27 protein-coding genes and 3 pseudogenes are annotated in these 25434 nt (G+C 33.0%); 8 read left to right on the forward strand and 22 right to left on the reverse strand.

What is annotated here, in order from left to right; all coding sequences use genetic code 11:
* Nucleotides 1-218: 218 nt before the first annotated feature.
* The 5 genes and pseudogenes from COJ46_RS02125 to COJ46_RS02145 form a co-directional block, all read right to left on the reverse strand.
* The gene (locus COJ46_RS02125) at nt 219-1067 is read right to left on the reverse strand and encodes a MerR family transcriptional regulator (protein WP_098565641.1); all 849 of its coding nucleotides are present in this window, start codon (nt 1065-1067) and stop codon (nt 219-221) included.
* Between the two features lie 80 nt (nt 1068-1147).
* Entirely contained in the window at nt 1148-2311 is a 1164-nt protein-coding gene (locus COJ46_RS02130) for an MFS transporter (protein ID WP_098565642.1), read from the reverse strand.
* Nucleotides 2312-2541: 230 nt separating this feature from the next.
* On the reverse strand, nt 2542-2841 hold the full coding sequence (locus tag COJ46_RS02135; RefSeq protein ID WP_097977381.1) for a hypothetical protein: 300 nt from the start codon (nt 2839-2841) through the stop codon (nt 2542-2544).
* A gap of 136 nt (nt 2842-2977) precedes the next feature.
* Nucleotides 2978-3364: a cupredoxin domain-containing protein gene (locus COJ46_RS02140; RefSeq protein WP_097977382.1), complete on the reverse strand. Its 387-nt coding sequence runs from the start codon at nt 3362-3364 to the stop codon at nt 2978-2980.
* A gap of 124 nt (nt 3365-3488) precedes the next feature.
* Nucleotides 3489-4538, reverse strand: a pseudogene (locus COJ46_RS02145) (LLM class flavin-dependent oxidoreductase).
* A 286-nt stretch (nt 4539-4824) separates the two neighbouring features.
* Between COJ46_RS02145 and COJ46_RS02150 the strand changes: the two are divergent.
* From COJ46_RS02150 to COJ46_RS02160, 3 genes are all read left to right on the forward strand, one after another.
* A complete protein-coding gene (locus tag COJ46_RS02150; RefSeq protein WP_097977384.1) occupies nt 4825-5808 on the forward strand; it encodes a glutathione S-transferase family protein in 984 nt (327 codons plus the stop codon).
* A 22-nt stretch (nt 5809-5830) separates the two neighbouring features.
* Nucleotides 5831-6340: a GNAT family N-acetyltransferase gene (locus COJ46_RS02155; RefSeq protein ID WP_098565643.1), complete on the forward strand. Its 510-nt coding sequence runs from the start codon at nt 5831-5833 to the stop codon at nt 6338-6340.
* A 203-nt stretch (nt 6341-6543) separates the two neighbouring features.
* Nucleotides 6544-7068: a GNAT family N-acetyltransferase gene (locus tag COJ46_RS02160; RefSeq protein WP_097977388.1), complete on the forward strand. Its 525-nt coding sequence runs from the start codon at nt 6544-6546 to the stop codon at nt 7066-7068.
* 174 nt (nt 7069-7242) lie between these two features.
* Here COJ46_RS02160 and COJ46_RS02165 read toward each other — a convergent pair whose 3' ends face one another.
* Nucleotides 7243-7437, reverse strand: a complete 195-nt coding sequence (locus tag COJ46_RS02165) for a hypothetical protein (protein ID WP_025569137.1) — start codon at nt 7435-7437, stop codon at nt 7243-7245.
* A 112-nt stretch (nt 7438-7549) separates the two neighbouring features.
* Between COJ46_RS02165 and COJ46_RS02170 the strand changes: the two are divergent.
* Nucleotides 7550-7808: pseudogene (locus COJ46_RS02170) on the forward strand (LysE family transporter); the annotation flags it as partial.
* 32 nt (nt 7809-7840) lie between these two features.
* Here COJ46_RS02170 and COJ46_RS02175 read toward each other — a convergent pair.
* The 6 genes from COJ46_RS02175 to COJ46_RS02195 all read right to left on the reverse strand — a co-directional run bounded on the left by COJ46_RS02175 (nt 7841) and on the right by COJ46_RS02195 (nt 11671).
* Nucleotides 7841-8332, reverse strand: coding sequence for a helix-turn-helix domain-containing protein (locus COJ46_RS02175; RefSeq protein ID WP_097977390.1), 492 nt, complete (start codon nt 8330-8332; stop codon nt 7841-7843).
* A gap of 287 nt (nt 8333-8619) precedes the next feature.
* On the reverse strand, nt 8620-8937 hold the full coding sequence (locus COJ46_RS02180) for a low molecular weight protein tyrosine phosphatase family protein (RefSeq protein WP_098565644.1): 318 nt from the start codon (nt 8935-8937) through the stop codon (nt 8620-8622).
* A 19-nt stretch (nt 8938-8956) separates the two neighbouring features.
* Nucleotides 8957-9472 (reverse strand): YfiT family bacillithiol transferase, encoded by a 516-nt coding sequence (locus COJ46_RS02185; RefSeq protein ID WP_097977393.1) that lies wholly within the window; start codon nt 9470-9472, stop codon nt 8957-8959.
* 75 nt (nt 9473-9547) lie between these two features.
* Nucleotides 9548-10480, reverse strand: coding sequence for a manganese-dependent inorganic pyrophosphatase (locus tag COJ46_RS02190; RefSeq protein ID WP_097977395.1), 933 nt, complete (start codon nt 10478-10480; stop codon nt 9548-9550).
* A gap of 269 nt (nt 10481-10749) precedes the next feature.
* Complete coding sequence (locus tag COJ46_RS24310) at nt 10750-10911, reverse strand: hypothetical protein (protein ID WP_176522591.1); 162 nt, start codon at nt 10909-10911, stop codon at nt 10750-10752.
* A gap of 67 nt (nt 10912-10978) precedes the next feature.
* Nucleotides 10979-11671, reverse strand: a complete 693-nt coding sequence (locus COJ46_RS02195; protein ID WP_097977397.1) for an SDR family oxidoreductase — start codon at nt 11669-11671, stop codon at nt 10979-10981.
* 107 nt (nt 11672-11778) lie between these two features.
* Here COJ46_RS02195 and COJ46_RS02200 point away from each other — a divergent pair, with 107 nt between their 5' ends.
* Complete coding sequence (locus COJ46_RS02200) at nt 11779-13128, forward strand: MATE family efflux transporter (protein ID WP_097977399.1); 1350 nt, start codon at nt 11779-11781, stop codon at nt 13126-13128.
* A 47-nt stretch (nt 13129-13175) separates the two neighbouring features.
* Here COJ46_RS02200 and gpmA read toward each other — a convergent pair whose 3' ends face one another.
* The gene (gpmA, locus tag COJ46_RS02205; protein ID WP_097977400.1) at nt 13176-13967 is read right to left on the reverse strand and encodes a 2,3-diphosphoglycerate-dependent phosphoglycerate mutase; all 792 of its coding nucleotides are present in this window, start codon (nt 13965-13967) and stop codon (nt 13176-13178) included.
* Nucleotides 13968-14136: 169 nt separating this feature from the next.
* Complete coding sequence (locus COJ46_RS02210) at nt 14137-14871, reverse strand: GntR family transcriptional regulator (RefSeq protein ID WP_098565645.1); 735 nt, start codon at nt 14869-14871, stop codon at nt 14137-14139.
* 360 nt (nt 14872-15231) lie between these two features.
* Between COJ46_RS02210 and deoD the strand changes: the two genes are divergently transcribed.
* Nucleotides 15232-15942, forward strand: coding sequence for a purine-nucleoside phosphorylase (gene deoD / locus COJ46_RS02215; RefSeq protein ID WP_097977404.1), 711 nt, complete (start codon nt 15232-15234; stop codon nt 15940-15942).
* 177 nt (nt 15943-16119) lie between these two features.
* Here the strand turns inward: deoD and COJ46_RS02220 are convergent, their stop codons facing one another.
* The 3 genes and pseudogenes from COJ46_RS02220 to COJ46_RS02230 all read right to left on the reverse strand — a co-directional run bounded on the left by COJ46_RS02220 (nt 16120) and on the right by COJ46_RS02230 (nt 19186).
* A complete protein-coding gene (locus COJ46_RS02220; RefSeq protein WP_098565646.1) occupies nt 16120-17565 on the reverse strand; it encodes a DEAD/DEAH box helicase in 1446 nt (481 codons plus the stop codon).
* A 293-nt stretch (nt 17566-17858) separates the two neighbouring features.
* Nucleotides 17859-18273, reverse strand: a pseudogene (locus tag COJ46_RS02225) (VOC family protein).
* Nucleotides 18274-18640: 367 nt separating this feature from the next.
* Complete coding sequence (locus tag COJ46_RS02230) at nt 18641-19186, reverse strand: GNAT family N-acetyltransferase (RefSeq protein ID WP_097977407.1); 546 nt, start codon at nt 19184-19186, stop codon at nt 18641-18643.
* Between the two features lie 177 nt (nt 19187-19363).
* Here COJ46_RS02230 and COJ46_RS02235 point away from each other — a divergent pair, with 177 nt between their 5' ends.
* Entirely contained in the window at nt 19364-19780 is a 417-nt protein-coding gene (locus tag COJ46_RS02235) for a hypothetical protein (RefSeq protein ID WP_098565647.1), read from the forward strand.
* A gap of 68 nt (nt 19781-19848) precedes the next feature.
* Here the strand turns inward: COJ46_RS02235 and COJ46_RS02240 are convergent, their stop codons facing one another.
* Complete coding sequence (locus tag COJ46_RS02240; protein WP_098565648.1) at nt 19849-20418, reverse strand: class I SAM-dependent methyltransferase; 570 nt, start codon at nt 20416-20418, stop codon at nt 19849-19851.
* A gap of 196 nt (nt 20419-20614) precedes the next feature.
* Here COJ46_RS02240 and COJ46_RS02245 point away from each other — a divergent pair, with 196 nt between their 5' ends.
* The gene (locus COJ46_RS02245; protein WP_097977413.1) at nt 20615-21682 is read left to right on the forward strand and encodes a pyruvate kinase; all 1068 of its coding nucleotides are present in this window, start codon (nt 20615-20617) and stop codon (nt 21680-21682) included.
* A gap of 47 nt (nt 21683-21729) precedes the next feature.
* Here the strand turns inward: COJ46_RS02245 and COJ46_RS02250 are convergent, their stop codons facing one another.
* From COJ46_RS02250 to cbiB, 4 genes are all read right to left on the reverse strand, one after another.
* Entirely contained in the window at nt 21730-21960 is a 231-nt protein-coding gene (locus COJ46_RS02250) for a hypothetical protein (RefSeq protein WP_098565649.1), read from the reverse strand.
* A 530-nt stretch (nt 21961-22490) separates the two neighbouring features.
* Nucleotides 22491-23291, reverse strand: coding sequence for a HoxN/HupN/NixA family nickel/cobalt transporter (locus tag COJ46_RS02255; RefSeq protein ID WP_097977416.1), 801 nt, complete (start codon nt 23289-23291; stop codon nt 22491-22493).
* A 209-nt stretch (nt 23292-23500) separates the two neighbouring features.
* On the reverse strand, nt 23501-24364 hold the full coding sequence (locus COJ46_RS02260) for a GHMP family kinase ATP-binding protein (protein WP_097977418.1): 864 nt from the start codon (nt 24362-24364) through the stop codon (nt 23501-23503).
* 19 nt (nt 24365-24383) lie between these two features.
* Nucleotides 24384-25352 carry an adenosylcobinamide-phosphate synthase CbiB gene (cbiB, locus tag COJ46_RS02265; RefSeq protein WP_097977420.1) on the reverse strand — a complete coding sequence of 323 codons (969 nt, stop codon included), beginning with the start codon at nt 25350-25352 and terminating at the stop codon, nt 24384-24386.
* Nucleotides 25353-25434 lie beyond the last annotated feature (82 nt).

Genomic DNA, 25434 nt, shown 5'->3' on the forward strand with positions numbered 1-25434 from the left:
AAAATATACGTTTTAATTAAATTATTAAATGTTTATATTGAATAAGTTAATTCACAGAGCTTGAAAGTTTAATTTTCATATTAATATTTAGCTTTTTATTCAATAATTCAATTTGTATATTAAATAATTTTATTTTCGGATCATAAAAGTAAAAAAAGACCCTTTAAGGAGTCTTTCAAAAATTTTCTATGAGCTTTTTAAATCATATTTTTGTCTGTCTATTCTCTTTCATCATCGACCAATACTCTCATTTCAATCAAAAATTCTTCTTTTTGATTTGGTGAATAATTATTATGTATTAATGACTCATATATATCACTTTTAATTGTTATTTGATGTTTGTCTATATAGTCAATAAGTCTTTGTAAGTTTGTAAAATAATCATTAGATGATACGCTTTTATAAGTTATGCATATGTATTTTCCTTCGGGGATGGTTGAAAGCTCGGTATCTGGTAATAGTAGTGTAGTTTGTTTTTTTGTTAAAACGGGTGTAAATAAATATTGATATGTTACTTCACTAACATGTGTATAAGACTTATATGGCACAATGGCTCCATAACCATTGTTCCTAAAACCTTCTGTAGATGCAGCAAATTTCTTTAATTTACTATATGAAGCATTCAAAATATTTTTCGGATCGATCCCATTAGCTTTCGTCTGAATGATTTGCATTTCTTCTTCATACGAAAAAAACACTTCACCAAATTGAGGATAATCCTTTTGTTTTTGCAATCCCTTTTTTGCATTTGCGATGATTTTTTCAATTTCGATTAATGAATCTATTTTTTCTCTTACAATTTTTTCTTGTTCTGTTAAAAAGGAGAAAAATTCATCTCTCTGTAGCCCCTGTACTTCTTTCATCTCTTCTAATGGTGTACCAATATATTTGAGTGATTTGATTAAATCGAGAAGATGAATTTGTGAGTCTTTGTAATATCGATAATTCGTATCTGGATCGACATACGCTGGTTTAAATAAATTGATTTTATCATAATATCGGAGTGCTTTAATCGAAATATTAACTAACTTGGATACCTCACCTATTGAATAAAGTTTTTCCTTCACATTAATCACCTCCACATTCTTATTTTAGCAAAAGAAGCATATTCTTTATTCGTAAATATAGAATACGCTTTTTTGATATATTATGCTGTTCGATATACTGGCATTTTCCAGGCAATTGTTAAACCAACGCCACTCGCTAATAAGACTGTTGCAAAATAAAATGGATAGTTTAAGTCTATATCAAATAGGATTCCACCTATTATTGGTCCTATTACATTCCCAAAACTAGTAAACATTGAGTTCATCCCACCTACAAAGCCTTGTTCATTACCTGCAATTTTAGATAAATAGGTTGTAACAGCTGGACGCATTAAATCAAAGCCTAAAAATACAGTAATCGTCACTAGTAAAATCATAAAATATGAGTTCACAATTGTCATCATAAACACTAGAATTGTAGACAGGATTAAACTATATCGAATTAATCGAATTTCTCCCATCCATTTTGTTAATCGATCAAATAATGCTATTTGAGCAATCGCACCAACTATCCCACCACCAGTAATCATAATTGCTATGTCTTTCGGTGTAAAACCAAATTTATGATTTGTGAACAATGAAAATAAGGATTCAAAAGCTGATAAACCAAATTGTGAGATCAATATAACCATAAACGATATAAAATACATCGGAGCAAAAATACGTTTAAATCCTGGTTTTTGTCCTTTCTCCTCAATACAGTATTGATTGCGTTCTGGCTCAGGAAGGACTGTAATAGATAAAACGCCTGCGAAAATCGCCAATCCTGCTGCAGAGAAAAATGGTATGCGTGGACCATATTCTGCTAAAAATCCTCCAACACCTGGTCCAACAATAAAACCTGTTGAAATTGCAGCCGACATATAGCCGAGTGCTTTTGCTCTTGTTTCAACTGTTGTAACATCTGCTATAAATGCTGTTACAGCTGGCATAATGAATGCCGCACTTATTCCGCCTAGCATACGTGAAATAAAAAGAACCTCAATCGTTTTACCCATTCCGAATAAAAACTCTGAGATACTAAAGATTAATAATCCCGTTATAATCATTTTTTTACGTCCGAATTGGTCTACCCAGCGACCTGCAATTGGTGAAAAAAATAATTGTGTAATAGCAAATGCAGCTACCATATAGCCCACAATTGTACCAGATATATTTAACTCATTCATAATTGAAGGTGTGACGGGAATAACTAACCCAATTCCTAAAAAAATAATGAATAAGTTCATTAATACTAAAAATAACATTATGTTTTGTTTTTTCATCTTAACTCAACTCCTTTAAAGCTCTACAAAACATAATGTAAAGCCTCCTCCGAGGGGAGAGTCAATTGGTTTTTTTATTATTTTTGATTCTTTTTTATGAATCCGCTTTCGATTCTTTGCAATAGAAAAAGGAGCCTCTTTTTAGAGAAGCTCATCGTTATTAGTACATTAGATTCATCTATCTAAAATCATTGTTAGCCTTTAAAATGTTCATCTATCTAATGGTATTCTTATTTAGCGTGTTGAGTTTTTTGAAACATTCCGAGAATGCTCGATGTGACAAAACCAAGGATTAGAGCGAAGGTTATATGTTGGTATATCCCAACAGTACCGTTTGCTCCCATACGATGCCAAATATCGTTTGGTAGCGTTTTCCAAACAAACCACAAGCATGATGTTACGATAACTGTAATAATTGGTATAGTGAGGCGTTTCCCAAGTGATGAAGCAATAAACATCATTAAAGCTAAACCAAGGATCGGTGTACTACCAAAAAACCATTGAAGTATATGAAAATCGATGTTCTCCATCCATATCCCTCCTCATTTTAATTGTATGAGGAGATATTGCTAAATAGTAATGTTCCTGTTAGAAATTCAAATGACATTTCTTTATTGTAGTAAATTATCAAAACATAAATAAAGTCAAGGCCAAATGGCCTTGACTTTATTTTACGATTACTTTTCCTACCATACCTACATTAAAATGGTACTTACATGTAAGATCATATGTATTTGCTTGTTTTGGTAATACTGAAATAGTTTTTTCAGTTCTTGGTTGAACTTCTACATCAATATTGAGCATTTTCACAGTAAAAGTATGTGGTTTACTCCCTTTATTTTTTAATAATAAAGTTGTTTTCGTACCATTTGGAATCGTGATGTTTTTCGGGTTAAAGTAATCATCATTTAACTCTACTACGATTGTTTGTGCTCGATTATTTGCATCTGAAACCTCAGATTCAGCAAAAGCTTTGAAATTACCTGGAGTTGCCATCAGCAAAATCGTTGCCATAAAAACAATTAATCCTGAGAACCAATTTTTTATTAACATTTGCATACCCTCCTTTCCTAGCAATATTCTTTTCCATTTGATGGAATATTATCACGATTTTTTTTATTTGATCGATATAAAAAAACTGTCCTCTTATAGAAAACAGCTTTTCGTTTATTTCCAGTTATTGATTTGCTTCCCACTTTGCAATTTCATCTCGAACGATTGGTGCAACTTCCTTACCTAATAGTTCGATTGCTTTCATTACGTCTGCATGTGGCATCGAACCAACTGGTACATGAAGCATAAATCTTGTAATACCTACATTTTTTCGAAGGTGGATGATTTTTTGTGCGACAGTCTCAGAATCTCCAACATAAAGTGCACCTTCAAAGCTTCGCGCCGCATCGAATGCAGCTCGGTCATATGTTCCCCAACCGCGTTCTTTTCCAAGCTTATTCATGACTTGTTGAGTTGATGGGAAAAATTTATCTGCAGCAGTCATTGTATCTTCTGCGATGAACCCATGTGAATGGGATGCAATCTTTAGTTTGTTTACATCATGACCGGCATGTGCTGCTGCTTTTTTATATAGCTCAACAAGTGGTGCGAACTGAATTGGTCGTCCACCTATAATTGCAAGAACTAGTGGAACTCCTAATAGTCCAGCTCGAACGACTGACTCACTGTTTCCGCCACTTCCAATCCAAATTGGCAGGGGCTCCTGAACTGGACGTGGATAAATTCCTATATTGTTAATGGCTGGTCGGTGTTTTCCACTCCATGTTACGAATTCAGATTTTTGCAAGGTTAACAGTAAATCCAGTTTTTCTTCAAAAAGCTCATCATAGTCGTTTAAATTATAGCCGAATAAAGGAAATGATTCGATGAATGAACCACGTCCCGCCATGATTTCCGCTCGACCATTCGAAATACCATCAAGCGTAGCAAAATCTTGAAATACTCGTACTGGAGATGATGATGAAAGGACAGTTACGGCACTTGTTAGTCGAATACGATTTGTTTGTGATGCAGCTGCTGCTAATACGACTGCTGGAGATGATGCTGCAAAATCATTACGATGATGTTCCCCTACTCCAAATCAATCTAATCCAACTTGATCTGCTAGAATAATCTCCTCAACCACTTCACGTAATCGTTCTGCATGGCTTATTACATTACCTGTATTTGCACCAGGCGTTGTTTCTACAAAAGTACTAATTCCTATTTCCATTTAACTATTCCTCCCAATTTCTGTAATTTTAAAGAAAATTTGAGTAGATTTATAAGGTTTTCGTTGCTATATTTATTAAGCAACTTAAATATACCTCAAATTCGAGATAATTTCTAACAAAGTGGTATAAAGCAATTATATAGATCGTATTGTCATCATAAGTATGACCAGAAAAAATACATTTTCTGAATTTTAGGAGTATAATAGAGTATTAGAATTACTTCTATGTTCACCTTCAAAAACTCTAAAAAATTTTATCCAAAGTAGTGAGAAAGGAAGTTTAAGTATGAATAAAACTAAACCAACTGAAGTAACAGTTGATGGTTTCTTTAGACGTCAATTAAATCGTTTTTCTACACCATTTGGAAATAAACCAGGAGAACTCCCTATTGAAGCAGGTCGATATCGTCTCATTTGGTCAGCTGCTTGTCCATGGGCACATCGCTCTGTTATTGTACGAAAAGTTTTAGGTTTAGAAAATGCAATCAGTTTAGGTACCGTCAGTCCAATGCGTCCAAGATTGCCTCACGTGGATTGGGAATTTTCTTTGGACTCAGGAGGAGTTGATCCAATATTAGGCGTTCGCTATATGAGTGAAATCTATCATAAATCAGATCAAAACTATTCAGGACGTCCGACAGTACCCGCTATTATCGATATAAGCTCTGGTAAGGTTGCCAATAATGACTATTTTAGGCTAACAAATTATTTCGAAACGGTTTGGAAGCCGTACCATAAAAAGAATGCACCAGATTTATACCCAGTTTCCATTCGCCAGGAAATTGATGCGCTAAACGAAATCATATTCACTGATGTAAACAATGGCGTATACAAATGTGGTTTTGCACAATCTCAGAAAGCCTATGAAGATGCTTATGAAACATTATTTAATCGATTAGATGAGCTAGAGCAGCGATTATCTAAACAACGTTTTTTATTTGGTGATAAAATTACTGATACTGATGTTAGGTTATATACAACACTTGTACGGTTCGATGCTGCTTACTTTACAGCCTTTAATACGAATCGAAATTTAATACGCGAGTTTAAAAACCTATGGGGCTATGTACGAGATTTATATCAAACACCAGGGTTTGGGGATACAACTGATTTTGATGCGATTAAACGACATTACCATTTATCGATTACTATTTCACCCGAAAAAGAAGAACCAAAAGTGTTACCAAAAGGTCCAGAACTTACGATTTGGAATTCGAAGCACAATCGCGAAGATTTAAGTGGACAAAATGAAAAGTTCCTCATTCATTAAGGCATAAGGAGATGCAATTTTAATGGTAAAAATAGAAATTTGTAATGCTGAAAAAGAGATGTTTCAGTCAATTCGAGAACAAAGAATTAACGCTTATTATGAATACGTTAACCTGTTACCAGATAAACATTGGAATGCTTTAAAGAAGTCCCTCTCATCGAATGTTGATGAACAAGAAGGTGTGGAAATAATTGTTGCCACGGTTTTAGGAAAAATTGTCGGTAGCGTCGCTTTATTCCCAGCCAAAATAAATGCCTATGGAGACTATATCGACGAACTTGATTATCCAGAAATCCGAATGCTTGCTGTAGAGTCAGACTGCCGTGGTCAAGGAGTTGCTTCTGCGCTAATTTCAGAATGTATTAATCGCACGAAAGAAAAAGGATTCGAAGCAATCGGATTACATACCGGTGAATTTATGAAAAATGCCATAAGTTTATATGAAAGAATTGGATTTAAACGTTTACCAAAGTTTGACTTCGAACCAGCAAATGATGGGATTATCGTCAGAGCTTATCAGATGAAAATTTAAACCTTATTTATTACTCATAATTAAATTTAATTTTGTTCAGTAAAAGGGCTGTCCGAAGTTTTTTAACTTCAAACAGCCCTTTTGCGGTTATCGTGATAAGAATTTCACCTATTTAATTTGTGTTATTTAATTAGAGATATCATCTTCACTTCAGAATACTATCTTATTATGATTCTTTTTAATATAAATTTGGAGTGTATTAATTGTCAAAAATAGATGAATCAAACATTCTAATTGAGCCGTGGAACGAAGCAGATCTTAATTTACTTCTGTCATCGAATACGAATAATATGATGAAATATCTTGGTGGTCTAGAAAGTTTAAATCAAATTATGAGTCGCCACAAGCATTATCTTGAAATGAGTCAAATAGGTACAGGACAAATGTTTGTTATCGTTTTGCTTCCATTCAGAACAAAAATAGGAACTGTTGGCTATTGGGATCGCATATGGGATGGTAAACTTATTTATGAAATTGGTTGGAGCATTTTACCACAATTTCAACGAAAAGGTATAGCAACAATTGCAGTAAAAAAAGCTATTAAGAAGGCCCAAAAAGAATCGAAGCGTAAATATATTCACGCATTCCCTTCCGCTAATAACATTCCATCTAATAAATTATGCGAAAAATTAAATTTCAAGTTTATTAAAAAATGTAATTTTGAATATCCAATTGGTAAATTTATGATCTGTAATAATTGGCGACTAAAGACAAAGAAGAAAAAATGAAGTTAAGCCTAAAATGGCTTAACTTTCTTTTTTTAAACCTAATTCACAATCCGACTTTTTAAGTCTGTCTAAAATTCTAGTATTCTCACAATTTTTTCAATATAATAAATAGGGGATTTGTTTACACAAAAAAAAGCCGATGCCAATAGATATTGGCTCAGCTTTATGTATATTTTATTCAAAATAAAATAATGAATCGTGAGAAGTATTTGTCTGATAGTAATTTACTAAATCTTCTACAGAGATTCCTCTAATTTCAGCGATATCATTAAAACTCATATCATAATGATATGACAGTTCATGTAAAGATAATGCTGGATTATTCGCTAATAATTCATAATCAGGTAAATTGTCAAATTGTTGTGACATACTCTTCACTTCCTTTTACAGTTTCTTACTATCCTTTCCTAAAATTTACAAATTTAGTCAAGATTCGTAAAAAGATTTGAAATGAAGATAAAATGGTCAGTTAGGTGGTTCTATGATTCAAACTATTTTACACGCTTCTTTATTATCTTTTGGATTAATTCTTCCTTTAGGGGTTCAAAACGTCTTTATTTTTCAACAAGGTTCAACTCAAAAAAGATTTATTAATGCACTTCCTGCTGTAATTACTGCATCGATTTGCGATACTTTGTTAATTACTTTATCTGTTACAGGGGTTTCAGTGCTAATTTTAGCATCACCTTTTTTTTAAAACCGCTCTTTTAAGTTTTGGCGTTTTGTTTTTATCTTATATGGTATGAGGTTCATACCTTCTATCCAAACATTTTCATCTATTGGTACATATCCCAGCTAATTGAAACAATTGAATAACAGGAACACCGAGTGGTTCTGCCAACTTTCGAATAATTTCAGTTGACGGTATACCTCTTTTGCCATTTTCAATTTGTGAAATATATAAATGGGATACATTTGCTTTTGTTGCAAGGCACTTTATTGATAGATTTTTTTGTAATCGTGACTGTCTAATAAATTCAGCAAATATTTTTGAACGCTCCTCAACGTTTTGCTCTTTATAGATCATATCAAATTTTAGATTACTATTCATTTCGATCTGGGAAAGATTGAATACTTCTTCTGAGATATTTCGTAAAGGAGTTTTCAATTTTTCAGGTGCATTAATAATATAAGCACACCAAATTAAGTCTTCAGCATTTCCACCTGTTACTTTTGCTATCGCTCTAGTTAATTTTTCTTCAGGTGGAGTCAATTTCGCATTTTGTAATTTGCTTAAATAGCTCTTGTCTTTTGAAAAGCCCAACTTATTTAATTCTTTGGCTATATCAGTCAAACTTAAATTTGAATTTTTTATATATTGCTTTAATAATTTATAGTACAGCTCACACCTTTTTCTTATTTTGCTCTATTTTTATGTGTACAACATGGACTTTGACACTGTTGTGAAATGGGTTATTTTGGAAATTTTTTTATTCATGCGGAAGTACTTAGAATCCTAACCGTTTATTAGGTAAAAAGAACTAAACCCACTCTTTTAGCTGAGTGGGTTCCTTAAAATCTGATAATGTTTTCGCTTCTTTCCCAATTACCTTAAATTATTTCGGATACTCTATTTTGGAGAATTTCAATTAATTCTTCGTCCATAAACTGATAGTCATCAGCTATATCTAGATTGACAATCTTTTTATCATTGAGTATATCTCCGAATTTATCGCGAATTCTTCTTAAATGTTTTTTCTCCATTACAAAAATAATATCTGCCCAACCAATATGTCCCTCTGTCACTTTAATCCTGGCACCAGTTTCAGTCCCCGCTGATCTTGCTTGGTTGCAATTATATAAGTGAAAAATTTTTTCTGCTGTAGGACTTCTCCATTGATTTTTGCTACAAATGAATAATAATTTTATTGTTCTTCACACCTAACTATTAATTGTTTTTCACTAAATAAATATGAGCCAAGTGGTGTTCACTATGCCAAGCATATAAAGCTAAGATGAAATCTATACTAATATTGATTTTAAGCTCTGGGTGATAACAAGTTCGATTAAACTCTTCCTCTGTTATTGATTCAAGTAAGACTACATAACGTTCGTGAATACCTTCGATAATTTTTAAGGAACTATAAAAATCAAAATTCGAATCACTTAATGTAATCCATGCATTTTCATCATAGGCTTTGATCGTAGGATTATCTTCAGTTAAAGCTAATTTAACTCGAATAAGACTATTCATATGGCTATCAGCAACATGATGAATAACTTGTTTTGGTGTCCAACCACCATCACGATAAGGTGTGTTTAATTGTTCTTCTGTAAGTGATGTGATTACTTCTTTAAATTTAATTGGAGCATCTTTTAGTACTTTAATAAATTCTTTACGTTGGTCAGGAGTGTAACTTGGTGGTAAGGTAAATCTGCCAATCGGATATTTTAAATTTTCCATTTCAAATCCCCCAATTATTAGCTATTTATAAAAAAACAACAAAGCCTTTCAAAGACTTTGTTGTTAAATTACGAATTAAAGTGTATTGAATGTTTCAGTTAATACTGGAACGATTTGTTTTTTACGAGATACAACACCTTTTAATAAAGCTGTGTTGTTTTCTAACGTTACATTGTATGCTTTTTCTACTGCATTAGTAGCAGTACCTTTTGCAACTGCGATTGAGTCATTTGTTAAAATATCAGTTACAACGAATAAGAATAAGTCTAATCCTTTATTAGCAACGATGCCTTCAAGTACATTTTCTAATTCTGCTTGACGAGAAAGTACGTCATTTGTATCAACTGCGTTTACTTGTGCGATTTCTACTTTATAGTTACCCATTTTGAATTCTTTCGCATCAAGTGAAACTAAAGACTCGATTGATTTATCAGCTAGGTTTGCACCTGCTTTTAACATTTCTAGACCATATTCCTCTGCATTTACACCTGCGATTTCTGCAAGTTCTTTTGCAGCAGCAACATCTTGATCAGTACAAGTTGGAGATTTGAATAATAATGTATCAGAAATAATTGCTGAAAGCATTAGACCAGCAACTTCTTTTTTAATTTCGATATTATTTTCTTTATACAATTTGTTTAAAATTGTAGCAGTACATCCAACTGGCTCACAACGGTAGTATAAAGGATCGCTAGTTTCAAAATTAGCAATACGGTGATGATCAATAACCTCAAGTACACGAACTTGTTCGATATCATCAGCACTTTGTTGACGCTCATTATGGTCAACTAAAATAACATTATTTGTTTCAGCTGCAACTTTTTCTACTAATCGTGGTGCTTCAGATTTAAATGAATCAAGTGCAAATTGTGTTTCTGCACTTACTTCACCTAAACGAATAGCCTCAGCATTTTCACCTAATGCCTTTTTTAATTCTGCATATGCAATTGCAGAGCAAATTGTATCTGTGTCTGGGTTCTTGTGACCAAAAACTAGTACTTTTTCCATCAAAAATTCTCCTAACTATATCTTGTTTTTCATTTGTTTATGTATTTTTAATGCCAGGAATTGGCTTTAATATAAAACGCTTCAATAATAATACCATATCAAAATAAAAAAAAATAGCCAAAATGGCTATTCTTTACAGTTTCAAGTCAAAGTCAAAAAAACATGCTAATTAGACTAATTGAAAACGCTTAATTTTTAGGTCACTAAGCCTATTCATCCTATTGCAAACAAGCAATAATATAAACAAGTCTTTTCAAACCAAAGCCTAATTAATCTTCAGCATTTTTATATGACATTGTTTCCGTAATCGGTTCACTCTTTGGTAACCAATCGATTGGAATATCATCTGCTTTATTAAGATCTTCAAGTAATAATTCGTCAAAATTATTTTGATTTGAATCAATTGATTTGTTCTTTTTTGATTTGCTCATCTTTTATACCTCACTTTGTCCTTAATGATTTGGCTTTAGTTTGTGTAAAAGACGGCTTGGTTAATACTTATTTTATGTTTTTTATGATAATTTCAGGTATGGATATATTTTTACGTGGTTTTATATTTTCAATTATGATTTCAGCTATATCATCTGGATTCATCATTTTTGAAGTTTTATCTTCATCAAAAATACCTGTCCAAAAGTCTGTATTCATTCCACCCATATATGCTGCAAATACCGAGATTGGTGTTCCTGTTAATTCAACAACCAAACTTTCAGTAAAGCCTTTAACTCCGAACTTACTTGCGCAATAAACTGATTCTGTTGCTTTTCCAATTAGACCTGCAGTAGAAACAATATTGACGATTGTTCCACTATCTTGTTTTTTCATTTGTTTTAAAACCTCTTGTGAACAGAAAATAGTTCCCTTTAGGTTAATATCGATCATTTTATGTACTGCTTCATCATTTAATTCTTCTGCAAGATCAAAAATTCCAACACCTGCATTATTAAATAATAAATCAACTTTTCCATATGTTTGAATGATTGTATCGAAGACTCTTTTTACATCTTCATGTTCTGAAACATCTACAGTATGTATTGAATAATTGTTAGGTAACTGTTTACCAATTTCTCTAAGTTTATTTTCAGTTCTTCCTAATAAACAAATGTGAGCTCCGTTTTCAGAATACTTTTTAGCTAATGACGCTCCTAATCCACTTCCTGCGCCTGTGATGATTACAACTTGATTTCCCAATCTAAGACCAACTTTCTTTATAAAATATTTATCCGAATAATTTCATTATAGCTATTAAACCAAAACATGATACAATTGTAAAAGTGTTTGTTTAGGAGGTCGATAAATTGAATACTACTAAAACGGATAAAATATCACGCTTTTTTAAACTACTACTTCCGATTTTAATCACACAAGTGACATTATTTTCGATGTCATTTTTTGATACAATCATGTCTGGTAATAGTAGTCCAGGGGATTTAGCAGGAGTTGCGATCGGTGTTAGTATTTGGACTCCAATCAGTACGGGGTTAACTGGCATTTTAGTCGCAATTACGACAATGGTAGCAAATTTAAATGGTGCAAAACAGGATGGAAAAATAACGCCTCTTGTTATGCAAGCACTTTATTTGGCTGGGATTATTGCAATTGTCATAATTATTATTGGTATATTTTCAATTCATCCAATCTTAAATCATATGAATCTTGATCCGAAAGTTCACCGTGTTGCTCTTCATTTCTTATTCGCATTATCATTTGGAATTTTACCTTTATTTCTATATACAGTCATTCGTCAGTTTATTGATGGTTTAGGTAAAACAAGAACTACTATGGTTATTACCGTTATTTCAGTACCAGTTAATGTAATTTTGAACTATTTCCTTATATTCGGTAAAGCTGGTCTTCCACGTTTAGGTGGCGTAGGTTCTGGTGTAGCCTCTGCAATAACGTATTGGATTATTTTTGGAATTGCTTTCTATATTATTAAAAGTAAAAAGCCATTTAGCAGCTTCAATCTATTTAAAAAACTTACTCCAATTTCATTTGCAACTTGGAAAAGTATTTTAAAATTAGGAGTTCCAATTGGACTTAGTATCTTTTTTGAAGTAAGTGTATTCTCTGTCGTAACATTATTATTAAGTGAGTTTGATACTGAAACCATTGCTGCACATACAGTGGCAATGAATTTTGCAAGTCTACTCTATATGGTTCCATTAAGTATTTCAATGGCTTTAACAATTGCAGTTGGCTATGAAGTTGGTGCAAAAGAGTTTCAAAATGCAAAAGAATATAGCAAAATTGGTTTAGTAATGGCAGTTTCAATTGCTTCATTTTTTGGGATCATCATCTATTTATTCCGATATGATGTAGCTGGATGGTATACAAATGACCCATCTGTACAAATTTTGGCAGGCGGATTCTTAATTTTTGCTGTCATGTTCCAACTATTCGATGCAATTGCTGCACCAATCCAAGGTGCATTAAGAGGATATAAAGATGTGAATGCCACGCTAATTATGATGATTTTAGCTTATTGGGTAATCGCATTACCAGTTGGGTATGCACTTTCTAATACGAATCTAGGTGCAAAAGGATATTGGGTTGGTTTAATTGTTGGTTTAGGAGTGTCAGCACTAACATTATCTTTCCGATTAGTACAATTACAAATAAAAAAACTAAAGTTATCTGAAGCATAATAAAAAGGATGGGAAGCACGATTGCTAAACCCATCCTTTTTTGTATTTTACTCATCTTGTATTGTTATATTTGGATGATCATCATCAAATTGGTCAAGTAATTCACTAGGGATATGTTTTGGGATTACATCGGGTGGAAGTTCTCCATCCATACCTAAATAGTAATGTCGAATAGGCTTTAGTTCTTCAGTTAATTCATAAACTAAAGGAATACTTGTTGGAATATTAAGTGAAGCAATTCCGTCAGCTGAGACTTGATCTAAATATTGCACGATCCCCCTCAACGTATTTCCATGTGCAGATATAATAACTTTTTTACCTTCTTTCAAAGCTGGTGCAATTTCTTCATCCCAATATGTTAATACTCTTTTTTCTGTATCCTCCAGATTTTCAGTAAGTGGAAATTCATCTTTTAACAAGTTTTTATAACGAGGTTCATTTATTTCATATCTTGGATCATCCGGTTTTAGAGCAGGTGGTCTAACATTCATCGATCTTCGCCAAATATTAACCTGTTCTTCACCATATTTTTGAGCTGTTTCAGATTTATTTAGCCCCTGAAGTGAGCCGTAATGTCGTTCATTTAATCTCCATGTTTTATAAACAGGAATCCACATCATATCAATCTCATTTAATATAATCCATAATGTACGAATTGCTCTTTTAAGAACTGATGTATAGGCAACATCAAATGTAAATCCGTTTTTCCTTAAAATGATACCAGCTTCTCTTGCCTCAGAAAGTCCGCTCTTCGTTAAATCAACATCTGTCCAACCTGTGAACCGATTTTCAACATTCCATAAACTTTGCCCGTGTCTGATTAATACAAGTTTAATCATATTGCTCTCCTTTAAAATCAATTAAATAAGATATAGTTTGCTGAAATGTTCATAATTTGATTCACAATTGACTGTTTGTGCACAATCTTATGTAATTAAAATTCTCGACTAAAAACTGTCTTACTTCACCTGGTGGTTAGCATTTCTACAATTTTAAACTCTTTTTCCACTATTTGTTTATTCGATTTATTTTTATTGAACTTAGTTCGATTGGGATATAAATCTTATTTTTAAGTACGATATTCCCCATTGAATCATATAGGTTTTCAATGAGTAAAACGAATAAATTATTCGTTGAACGTAATTCATGGTTTGAAGAAGGAAGGACTGATTCTGTAAATTTTATTTCAATTGTTGATGAATGTATTAACTTATAAATATCTTCTTCAAGTATTTTTAGTACACCCTGCTGATCGCCTAGGTTCATTTGATATAGGGAAGCAGTCTCACTTGGGAACATTGTATAAGCATGGGCGACAATTTTATTTTTAGATTTATACCATCTATTAAACCTAATCATCACTGCTGAATCTTGATTAAAAATCTTTTTAACATATTCATAATCATCCGAAAAACTAACTTCTAAATACGCATCTACATCATCGATTATTTCTGTACAGCATTGATAAATTGAATTATCTATTTTTTCTAAGCCAACACTTCTTAAATTCACATTTTGCTTTATGAAGTTACCTTGTCCATGGATTGTTTCAATATAGCCGTCCTCTTTTAGTAAACCCAATCCTTGTCTTAAGGTCATTCTGCTAACATTCATCATCTTAGATAGTTCTGGTTCAGAAGGAAGCTTACTTCCAATCGGATAGACTCCCTCATTAATTAATTTAAATAATTTTTCATAAACCCCAACGTATAGAGGTAATTTTTTTTTATTTTCAACGGACATAACAACACTCCTTATCAATATTATATCGAGTTATGAATAATTCGCAAACTTGTCCATTAAAAGTGGGAAAGCAAAGCTGATCATTTTTAAATACCTAAGTGCTTTTAAGTTGCTATTGATTTTTCTATTTTCTTGAAATATAATTTAGTTAAAGAAAAATAGACAACTGATTATACAACTATACTTCGTAGTATTAATTTATCGTTATTTTGAATATGTTGTTTGATTTATTTTGTAAACGGAAACATATTAGGAAAGAATGATAACGTTAAGATAAATTAACATGTGAAATGATTAAGCATTAAAAGTTGTATGGATTAGTTAAATAAATTATTAGAATAGAATTGGAGAGAAAATAATATGACAACGCCACATAATACAGCCAAATCAGGAGAAATAGCAAAAACAGTCTTAATGCCAGGGGATCCATTACGTGCAAAATATATTGCAGAAACATATCTAGAAAACCCGGAGCAATTTAATACAGTACGTAATATGTTTGGCTATACTGGAACTTATAAAGGACAACAAATATCTGTAATGGGATCTGGTATGGGCATGCCAAGTATCGGAATTTATTCATACGAATTATATAAATTTTATGACGTTGAAAATATTATCCGAGTTGGAAGTGCAGGAGCTTATACAGATAAACTAAACATTCACGATATTGTGCTTGTAGATAGTGCTTGGAGTCAATCTACATTTGCAAAGACTCAAGCAGGCGTAGAAGGTGACGTACAGTATCCTTGTGAATCATTAACAAACAAAATCGAAGAAACTGCAAAGCACATCAATACTCCTGTAGTTAAAGGCAGAATACATTCTAGTGATGTCTTTTATTATGAAAATTCAGTTCCAAATTTTGTTAATTTTTATAAAGAGCATAATTGTATATGTACAGAAATGGAAAGCTTTGCACTTTTCCATAATGCAAAAGTCTTAGGAAAGAAAGCAGCTTGTTTACTTACTATTTCAGATTCTTTAGTTACTCATGAAGAGATTAGTGCTGAAGCTAGACAAACTTCATTCGATAAAATGATGAAACTTGCATTAGAAGCTTGTTTGTAAAATAAATAAATATTTATTAAAATTCTAAAAGTAAGTTTTAAATTTACAATAAAAAGTCGATTTCCGTTTTTACGAAAATCGACTTTTTTGTTCAAATGTAACTTAAGCATGTAAGCATTGAATAAAGGTTAGCTAAAAATTTGATCCATTTCACTATAAGCTAGTCATTATGCTTCCTTATTTAATTGCTTTACTTACTTTTAATTTTTTTCCTTTAATCGTCGCATTCTCCATGGCTTGTAAAACTAGCGATCCTTTACCATTTAGTATATCAACATATGACATCTGGTCATGAATAGATATAATGCCTATATCATCTACTGTGACTCCAGGGATTTTTGCGATTGTTCCAACAAAATCAACAGCACGAATTTTCTTCTTTTTTCCGCCGCTGAAGTGAAGTTTCATAATACCTTGATTAATTCTAGCTGTTTTATTATTTCTTACTACTCGCCTGCTGTTAAGTTTTTCTTCGAAGATTGCTTTTTGACTAACAACCTCTTGATGACTTGGCGCCTCAATTGTAGGTATCTCAAAGCCGATGTAATTTTCAATCGCTTTAACGAATTTTCCTTCAAACTTTGTCGAAAACGTAATTGCTTTTCCTTTATTGCCGGCACGGCCGGTTCTTCCGGTACGGTGCACATAGCTCTCTTTTTCCATAGGAACGTCATAATTGATGACTAACGTTACATTATCAATATCAATACCTCTGGCTGCTACATCGGTTGCTACTAGATAGCGGAAGTTCCCTATTTTAAATCCTTCCATTACAGCAAACCGGTCTTCTTGTTCTAGTCCTCCATGGAGTCTTTCACATGAATAATTAGCTTTTTCCAGTTCATTATACACAGTATCAACATTTTCTTTCGTTCGGCAAAAAATTAGGCAGCTATCAGGATTTTCTACAACCGTGACGTCTTTAAGGAGTGAAATCTTATCTTCCTCTTTCACTTCTATTAAAAAATGTTCAATTGTATCGGCTGTTACACCAGTTGATTCAATCTCAACATGAACAGGATCTTTCATATATTCATGGCAGAGATTTTCAACATCTTTAGGTAAGGTTGCAGAAAAAACCATCGTTACCCGGTTTAAAGGCAGCTGGTTGATGATAGCTGCTACCTCATCGATAAAACCTCTATTAAGCATTTCATCAGCTTCATCTATGATAAGATATTTTATTTGTTCTAGATCGAGGGTTTCTCGTTCAAGATGGTCCATAACCCTACCAGGTGTACCAACTACTACATGTGTTTTTTGTTCCAATTCTATCTTTTGTTTAGTAAACGGTTCTTTACCATATACGGCCACCGCTTTTATCCGTTTAAATCTTCCAATATTCGTAATATCTTCACGGACTTGAGCTGCAAGCTCTCTAGTTGGAGTTAGAATTAAAGCCTGTGGTTTCTTTTCTTCCCATTCAATCATTTCGCAAACAGGAATACTATAAGCTGCCGTTTTACCGCTTCCTGTTTGAGATTTTACGACTAAATCTTGATTTTCCATTGCCAATGGTATAACTTCACTCTGAACTTCAGTTGGAGCTTCGTATTTTAATACAGCAAGTGCTCTTTTTATTTCATCACTTAGATGATAGTCCGCATAACTTCTATTAGTCATTTCTTAACCTCGTTTTTGTTTTTTTCGATATATGTATAGAATTCTCCCTAAAAAAAATCATATTCATTAATTGAATACGATTCATTATACTTGAAAATTGTAAGATAAAACGGTTTTTATTTTCATTTTTAAAAAATAATAGATTATATTGGCAGGAAATTTAAGGTTTAAAGATATAAAAATAAAAAAAGAGTTACAAAAGTAACTCTTTCGTTAAACTAATTATATGTAAGTTTCTTGCGGTTATCCCACACTATACCGGAATTAAACGTTATACAGAAAACATCATTAAACTATTGAGCTGACTGTGTAGAAACCTTCCATGTAACACCAAATTTATCGGTTACTTGTCCGTATAAAGGACTCCAAAAAGTTTCATGCAATAATATGATCACTTTTCCACCATCTTGTAATTTACCGAATACTTATTTCGTAGTTTCAACATCACTAATTAAAATTTTGATCACCAATTTGATAAGGTAGACCTGTAAATGTGTCAGAAATCATTAAATCTGTTGAACCAACTTTGAGATGTGCATGTAAGATACGATTTTTTTCTTCATCAGATAGATTTGTATTTTCTTCCCCTGGCATATCGCCAAATTTCCGAAGGACAAGATTCTTTGTATTAAATGCATGTTCATAAAATGAAACAGCTTCCTGTCCATTCCCATTCAATATTAAATAAGGGTTAATACCTAAAATCATTAGAAACACCTCTAATAATTTTGAACTAATCACTTCTTATCTCTAATTTAGTTTTTACAAGTTGGTCACGCTTAAGCTCCTATTTAATAATTTCTTCTTCAAATCATTCATTCCTTCAAATTAAAAAAAAGGTTTTTTTAGATAATGACCAATCGGTTTCAATAGAGTATATCTTATTTTATTTTTTCCAAGTTTGCTCGGCTATAAATACAAGTAAACTTATAAAATACTATATTTTTCAGAATATTCATTTTATAATATTAAAAATGTATTTTTAAAAATTACCTCTCTTATAATACTTAGAAATTAATTTAAATTATCAAATGGTTGAAAAAAAGTGCTATTTAATCGACTCTTTTTATTAAATTCATTTATTAAATCTACCCATTAATATTGTATTATAAAATCTTCCATCAGAAAGTACCTTATCTTTTTTTAAAACACCTTCAACTTCAAAGCCTAACTTTTTATAAAGTTTAATTGCTTTTTCATTTGTTTCTAAAACACTCAAATTCATTTTATGAAGATCATTAGCATCTGCCCAAGAAATTGATCGTTTTAAAAGATTTTTACCGATTCCGTATCCCCAAAATTCTTTTAAGACGCAAACTCCAAACTCTACTTTATGAGAAAGTCTTTTTAATTGATTACCTTCACATCTAGAAAAACCTATTATTTTCTCTTCAACTTCAGCTACTAAAAATAAATTATTAATCGTTTCTGTATCAGAGATAATTAATTGTTCAAAGCCTTTTGGATCAATAAATGCTTCTCCTGCTTCTCGGTCTAGATTTTCTGTCTCCCCATCAATCTGTACTCTCAAACTAGATAATTGTTTAGCGTCAAATAGTACTGCATGTCTAATAATATATTGAAGGCCATTTATCGTAAATTTCTGAGATTGTATTTTCATCATATACTCCTTACACTTGTATTCTTTATTTTAGGATTATTTGTGTACTACTTCTATTAGAGTGGATAACACTCCAAAAAAGAATGTTTATTGATTCATATTAAAAGAGATCAACCTAATGTTAATATTAAAAGTTTTTAGTCGAAACTATATTAATATGAAAGAGGTGTATCAAAAGTGGAATTTAGAAGTAGTGGTAGGCTTTCAAATTTTTTAGTTGCAATCTTGTTTACGATTTGTATGATTACTTTCATCTTTTATGTACAAAGGCATGGATTTCCAAATACGACTAAGTCATATATGATCATGACAATGGTATGCTTAATCTTTCTAGCTTATATTGGCTATACTCGCAGTATGGTTATTAGAATAAACGATCACGGTGTTACATACGAACATTGGGGTTTCAAGCGAACGATACCCGCTCATCATATTACACGTGTTAATTTACAATATCGCTATAAAGAAACACCATCACATAGTGCTTATCTAGTAATTAACCATCCTGAAGAATCTATTTTCATTCCATCTATGATGTTTCAAGGTCAAATCGAACGAATAACGAAAGAAATCCGAGAAAGAATGATTTACTAATTAAATCAATTTAAAAGAACTGAAGTGAAGCTTCAGTTCTTTGTACTTAAGAAGATTTCTTTGTAAAATTATCGCTTTACTGCATCTACAATGATAGAAGGAAAAAGCACTTTTTCCCCGTGATTTCTAGGATCATATTTTTTTGAACGGAAAATAACACCATCTTTGCCATCCCATTCTTTAAAATGAAAATTTCCTTCTTCATCACAATATTCTAGTAGTTTTACTTCAAAACCCGCAGTTTCAAACATGTTAACTAGTGTTTGATAGTTATAGACAATTTTATGGCTTGCAGCAGGATGATCTATTGGTCCTGGTCCACCAACTTTAACAATACTTTGATAGGTTTCGTCTTGAAAAAATCCATCTGGTACTGCACAACGAATATAGCCCGATGGTTTTAAATAATCATAACAAATTTTAGCAGCTTCTAAACCTTCTTCATATGTAAGGTGTTCCCAAACATGTTCAGCTAATATTGCTGTAATAGAACTTTTCTCAAATTTATTTTCCCAAGTTGACTTAACTAATAAATTAAGTTCTTCTTCCTGAGTTTGAATCCATGTTGGATTATTGTTATATTCACCTGCTCCAATTACAACTTTTAATTCACCTTGTTTAATCACTAGTAGATTCACCTCATCTAAATTTCGATCGATTAGTATTGTTCTACAAAAGCTACATGAATTCCTTCTATAAAACGTAGGAAAATGTCAAAATTTAGAAATGTAGATTATTTGAGATATTCTTCTTTAATTAACACTTCATAAATTATTTAGATTCTTCTACTTTATCTTGGGTATAATAATTCCAGTAAATGGGAGGCGATATCAAATGACAATCGATCGAATTTGTACGATTGGACCAGCTAGTTTTGATAAAAAAATACTGTCTGAATTGATTGAGCATGGCATGACAATCGCAAGACTAAATTTTTCACACGGAACACATGAAAGTCATCACAATGTAATTGAACTAATAAAATCAATTAGAAAAGAAACAGGAAAAGAAATTAAGATTTTAGGAGACCTCCAAGGTCCAAAAATTCGATTAGGAAAAATTGAAGGGGAAAAAATAAATCTTGAACCTAATCAAACATTTACTCTCGTAATTGATGAGATTACAGGTGATCGTAATCAAGCAAGTGTTGATTATAAAGGGTTAATAAATGATGTGAAACAAGGAGATCGTATTTTAATTAATGATGGTGCAGTGGAGTTATACGTTGAAAATATAGAACAAAATAAGATTATCACTTCTGTGAAAACTGGTGGCGAAATTTCTTCACATAAAGGAGTAAATTTACCTGGAGTCGTTACAAGTTTACCTGCTATTACGGAAAAGGACCAAAAAGACATCGAATTCATTTTGCAAGAAGATCTAGATTATATAGCATGCTCATTTATTCGACGGGCATCGCATTTACAAGAAATCAGGAGTTTTATGACTTCAATAAGTGATAAAACACCTCAACTAGTAGCAAAAATTGAAACGATAGAAGCAATAAAAAACTTCCAAGAAATTAATAAAGAAACAGATGCAATAATGATTGCTCGTGGTGATTTAGGTGTTGAACTACCCTATCAATGGATTCCTCTCTTACAAAGAGCTATGATTCATGAGTGTAATTCAAATGAGACATATGTTATCACAGCAACTCAAATGCTACAATCAATGGTAGATAATTCAATTCCAACAAGAGCTGAAGTAAGTGATGTATTTCAAGCTGTAATGGATGGGACCAATGCCGTCATGCTATCCGCTGAAAGTGCTGCTGGACACCATCCAATCGAAAGCATTGAAACATTAAAACTTGTATCTCAATTTGCTGAGACCGTAAAATCGAAATCTCCTTTTGATTTTGATGATATGCTTGAATTGATTAACTCAACTATTAAATAAACCTGATTTTCAAGACAAAAACGCCCCAAAAGGGCGTTTTTAGATTATCACTTTTCTTTTTTATAAAATCGTTCACCAGTATCTGGATTATAGTAAACTCTTGTTTTCTCCCCTGTAACAGGATCAATATTAACTTCACTAGTTCGTTGAAATCCTTCTGGTATTTGGTTTCCATGATTTCGATTAAATCGTTTATCGTAAATAAAATAACCTAGAAATAAACAAATAATGAGAAATAAAATTTGGACACCATAAAAACCGAAAATAAATTTTTCCATTATATTTTCTCAACTACTACGGCTGCTCCATTTGCTACATCTTTACTCATATTGTTCCTCATGTAAATGGACCTCCTAAAAGTATTGCTATTACAATACTATACAAACAACTCACTAATTTATGTCAGCCATTTTGTCCGTTAGATTGTAATATAACAATTATTTCAAAAAATATCAGATAAGACCAAAGGACGTTCACAATCATAACTTTTATGACCCATCAAAATAACATCTTAGTATAATTGGATCCTCTTAAATTACTTTATCACCTAATGAATTTAAGTATAGCAATTTAATTTTGAGAGGTCTACGCACACAATGTATTGGAATTTTTAAAATTTGAATTTTTTTTATGCTTTTATCTTACCTAAAAGAAGTGTACTTCGAATTATAGTCGTTTCATATGCTACAAATTCACGGTACATCTCCATAATCTCATCCCAATAGATTCATATTTACCCAATTTTATGGACGATTATTATAGAGAATAAAAGAGCTCTGACACTATAAAATTGTCAGAGCTTACCTAATTAATTCGTAGTATTTATTTCGTCATTCTGTTTTTTAGAGTAAACGCTTATAAAAATAAATGATGTGACTAAGAAAATGAAAAGAATGACTCCCACGATTTCGAAATCTAGTTCTGCCCAAGGGTTAAAAAAAGTAAATGCCAGATAGAAGGAAACCCCGTATGCCAAGACGACAATCACCCAACCCATTAGTCTTGACGCAGCTTGACCGATTTTGCTGGACTGGTTCACCATTTTATAAACAATCATCGAATCAATTGTATCCGTAATCATCATCCCAAACATAAAAACTAGCCCTAAAAATAAAGGAGTATATTCACTTACACTTCCAGCTGCCAAAGACCAGACGGCGGTTTGACTTACAGTCTCGGCAGCCAAGGCAAACAAAGCCCCTACTAAAATAATTAGGAAAGGATTTGTAGTCCCCTTCGCAATTTTTGGAATAAACTTTCCCTTTAGTCCGCTAAGTTGAAACTCTTCGTGATTGTTTCTAGTGCGTAACAGATTATACGTATTTAACGTTCCAATAAGGAATAAAGAAAAAATCGACACCCATGATGCAATATTATCAAAATAAGCTGGGAATGAAAAATTCTCTATCACCATCCCTAAAATACCTGCTGTTAATGCTACCATTCCTCCATGACCCAATGAAAATAATGTCCCCACCCAACGTGCGAACGAACTGCCCATTTTCCAATTAAAACGGGTTTGTCCATCAATAAATGCAAGATGATCAGCATCCAACCCATGCCGAAGCCCCAATACAAAAACAAGGAAAAACATTGATACAGTTTCCATTAAAAAATTTCCTCCCTTTTTTTAAACAGTTGCAACATAAAAAATCATCCTAACCCTTTGACAGATTGAGGATTTTTGAGGACATCCGGGAGAAAAGTGCGGCCAACTCTCCTTTTATAAATGAAAACGCAAATCACTTCTCGTTCCTCTTGACTAAACATGTTACCACCCATTTGTAATCAAACTTTGTAAATCATTCAAATCATTATCTATTCCTTGCTTTCATAATGAAATAAATTTATAGGTACTCCCTTGTAAGCGAGTGACATTTCCCTTATTAAGTGTGAAACTACCAATTCACTGTTTGGAAGATTTCCATCTAGTAAAATACCCGCGACCGTTCCACTGTGGGCGACAACGATTCCGCCCTGGTAGCGATCGGCCAACTGAACTAATAGAGGAAAAACAGGCTTAGGCAATATTTTTTGATTCACCCTTGCACTGAGGGTTGCTGCTTCCCCAATATAAGTTATATTTTTTTCCTTAAACCCTTTTGAAACCAGATCAAAAGCTTTAATTAATTGCTGTTGATCGTCCTGGCTGTATACTTTCGGCACTTCATTAAATTCTATTGTTTTGATCATACCCCCAAGATCGATACCAACGAGAATGAATGGGGGTAAGGCTCCAAAGCTTTCAATCAGTTGACCGTGAATATAATCATATACCACGATTTCCTCATACATTACCCCATCGGTAGGTTCCACTTTTGCAGCAATCATCGAGATTATTTCATTTGTGAGCGGAATACTATAGCTGTCAGCAATTGCTCTTAATGAAGCAACAATATCCGCCGAACTGCTAGCCATCCCCTTGCCGGTAGGGATATTGGAATGTATTTCAAGATACCCACCTCCTCTTATCCCAAAAAGTTGGAGCAACGATTCACCCGCTTTCTTCGCTTTCATTTTGGAATTTACAACTCTTATCCGGGAAACGGCTGTGTCTGGAACAAATCTAGCCTCACTTCGTAAACTCCGGATAGGCAAAGTGATTAAAAACGGACGCTCTTCCATGATACCTTGGACCAATTCTCCAAATGTGCCATTGCAGCTTCCTCTTCCTAGTTTCATTGTTCAGGCTCCTATCCCCTTACTTCATGCCCAGCTCCACTAATATCGAAAGTACCATAAATATTACGACACAGATAATGGAGGTAGTTTTCATAACTGTTACTGTAAGTAAAATATCATCTGCTTTGATCTTCCGTAATGGTTCGCCCATCTTTGCCCGTTCAGAGACTTTACCGAAATAATAATTCGTTCCTCCAAGTTGGATCTGAAGCGCTCCTGCGATTGTCGCTTCTGGGATACCGCTATTTGGACTCGGATGAAGTTTAGCATCCCGTTTCATCATTTTCCAAGCGCCTAGTATATCGAGACGTTTAATCGAACAAGCAAGCAGCATCATTCCAAACGTTAACCGGGCAGGCAAATAGTTTAATAGATCATCTAGTCGGGCCGAGGCCCAGCCTAGGTTTTGATATTTTTCATTCTTATATCCTACCATCGAATCTAACGTATTAACCGCTCGGTACAACATTGCAAGCGGGGCACCCCCGATTAGGGCAAAGCATAACGGTGATATAATGGCATCGACAATGTTTTCGGCTACGGTTTCCACTGCCCCCCGCGAAATTTCACTTTCCTCGAGGTTTTCTGTATCTCTTCCGACAATCATTCCCAGACTTTTTCGTGCAGCCCTTAAATCCTGATTTTTCAAGTGTTGGAATACTTCCAACCCTGCATCAGCCAATCCTTTTGTCGCGATGGTCGTTGAAATTAACCAGATTTCCACAATGACAGCAAGAACGTGATTCACCTGATTGAGGCCGCAAATCAGCAAAGCAACGATTAAATAGCTGCCGCCACCAATCAAAATAGGAAATAAGAGTCCTACCAGCTTCAAATACCTTTCCTTTATGGTGAAAAAACGAATCGCTTTTTCCGTACGACTAATAGACTTCCCAATGATGACCACCGGATGTAGCAACTTTCGGGGGTCACCAATGATTCGATCAATAAAATAAGCAATAACAATATTAATAGCATGAACTAACATCGAATTCTCAGCCCTCCTTATTCCTTACTGCTTCACGTGTGGCCTCATAAGCAAGACAGCCAATTGTATTCCTAATGGAGGT

The organism is Bacillus sp. AFS077874 (assembly GCF_002566505.1).
Lineage (GTDB): Bacteria > Bacillota > Bacilli > Bacillales > Bacillaceae_G > Gottfriedia.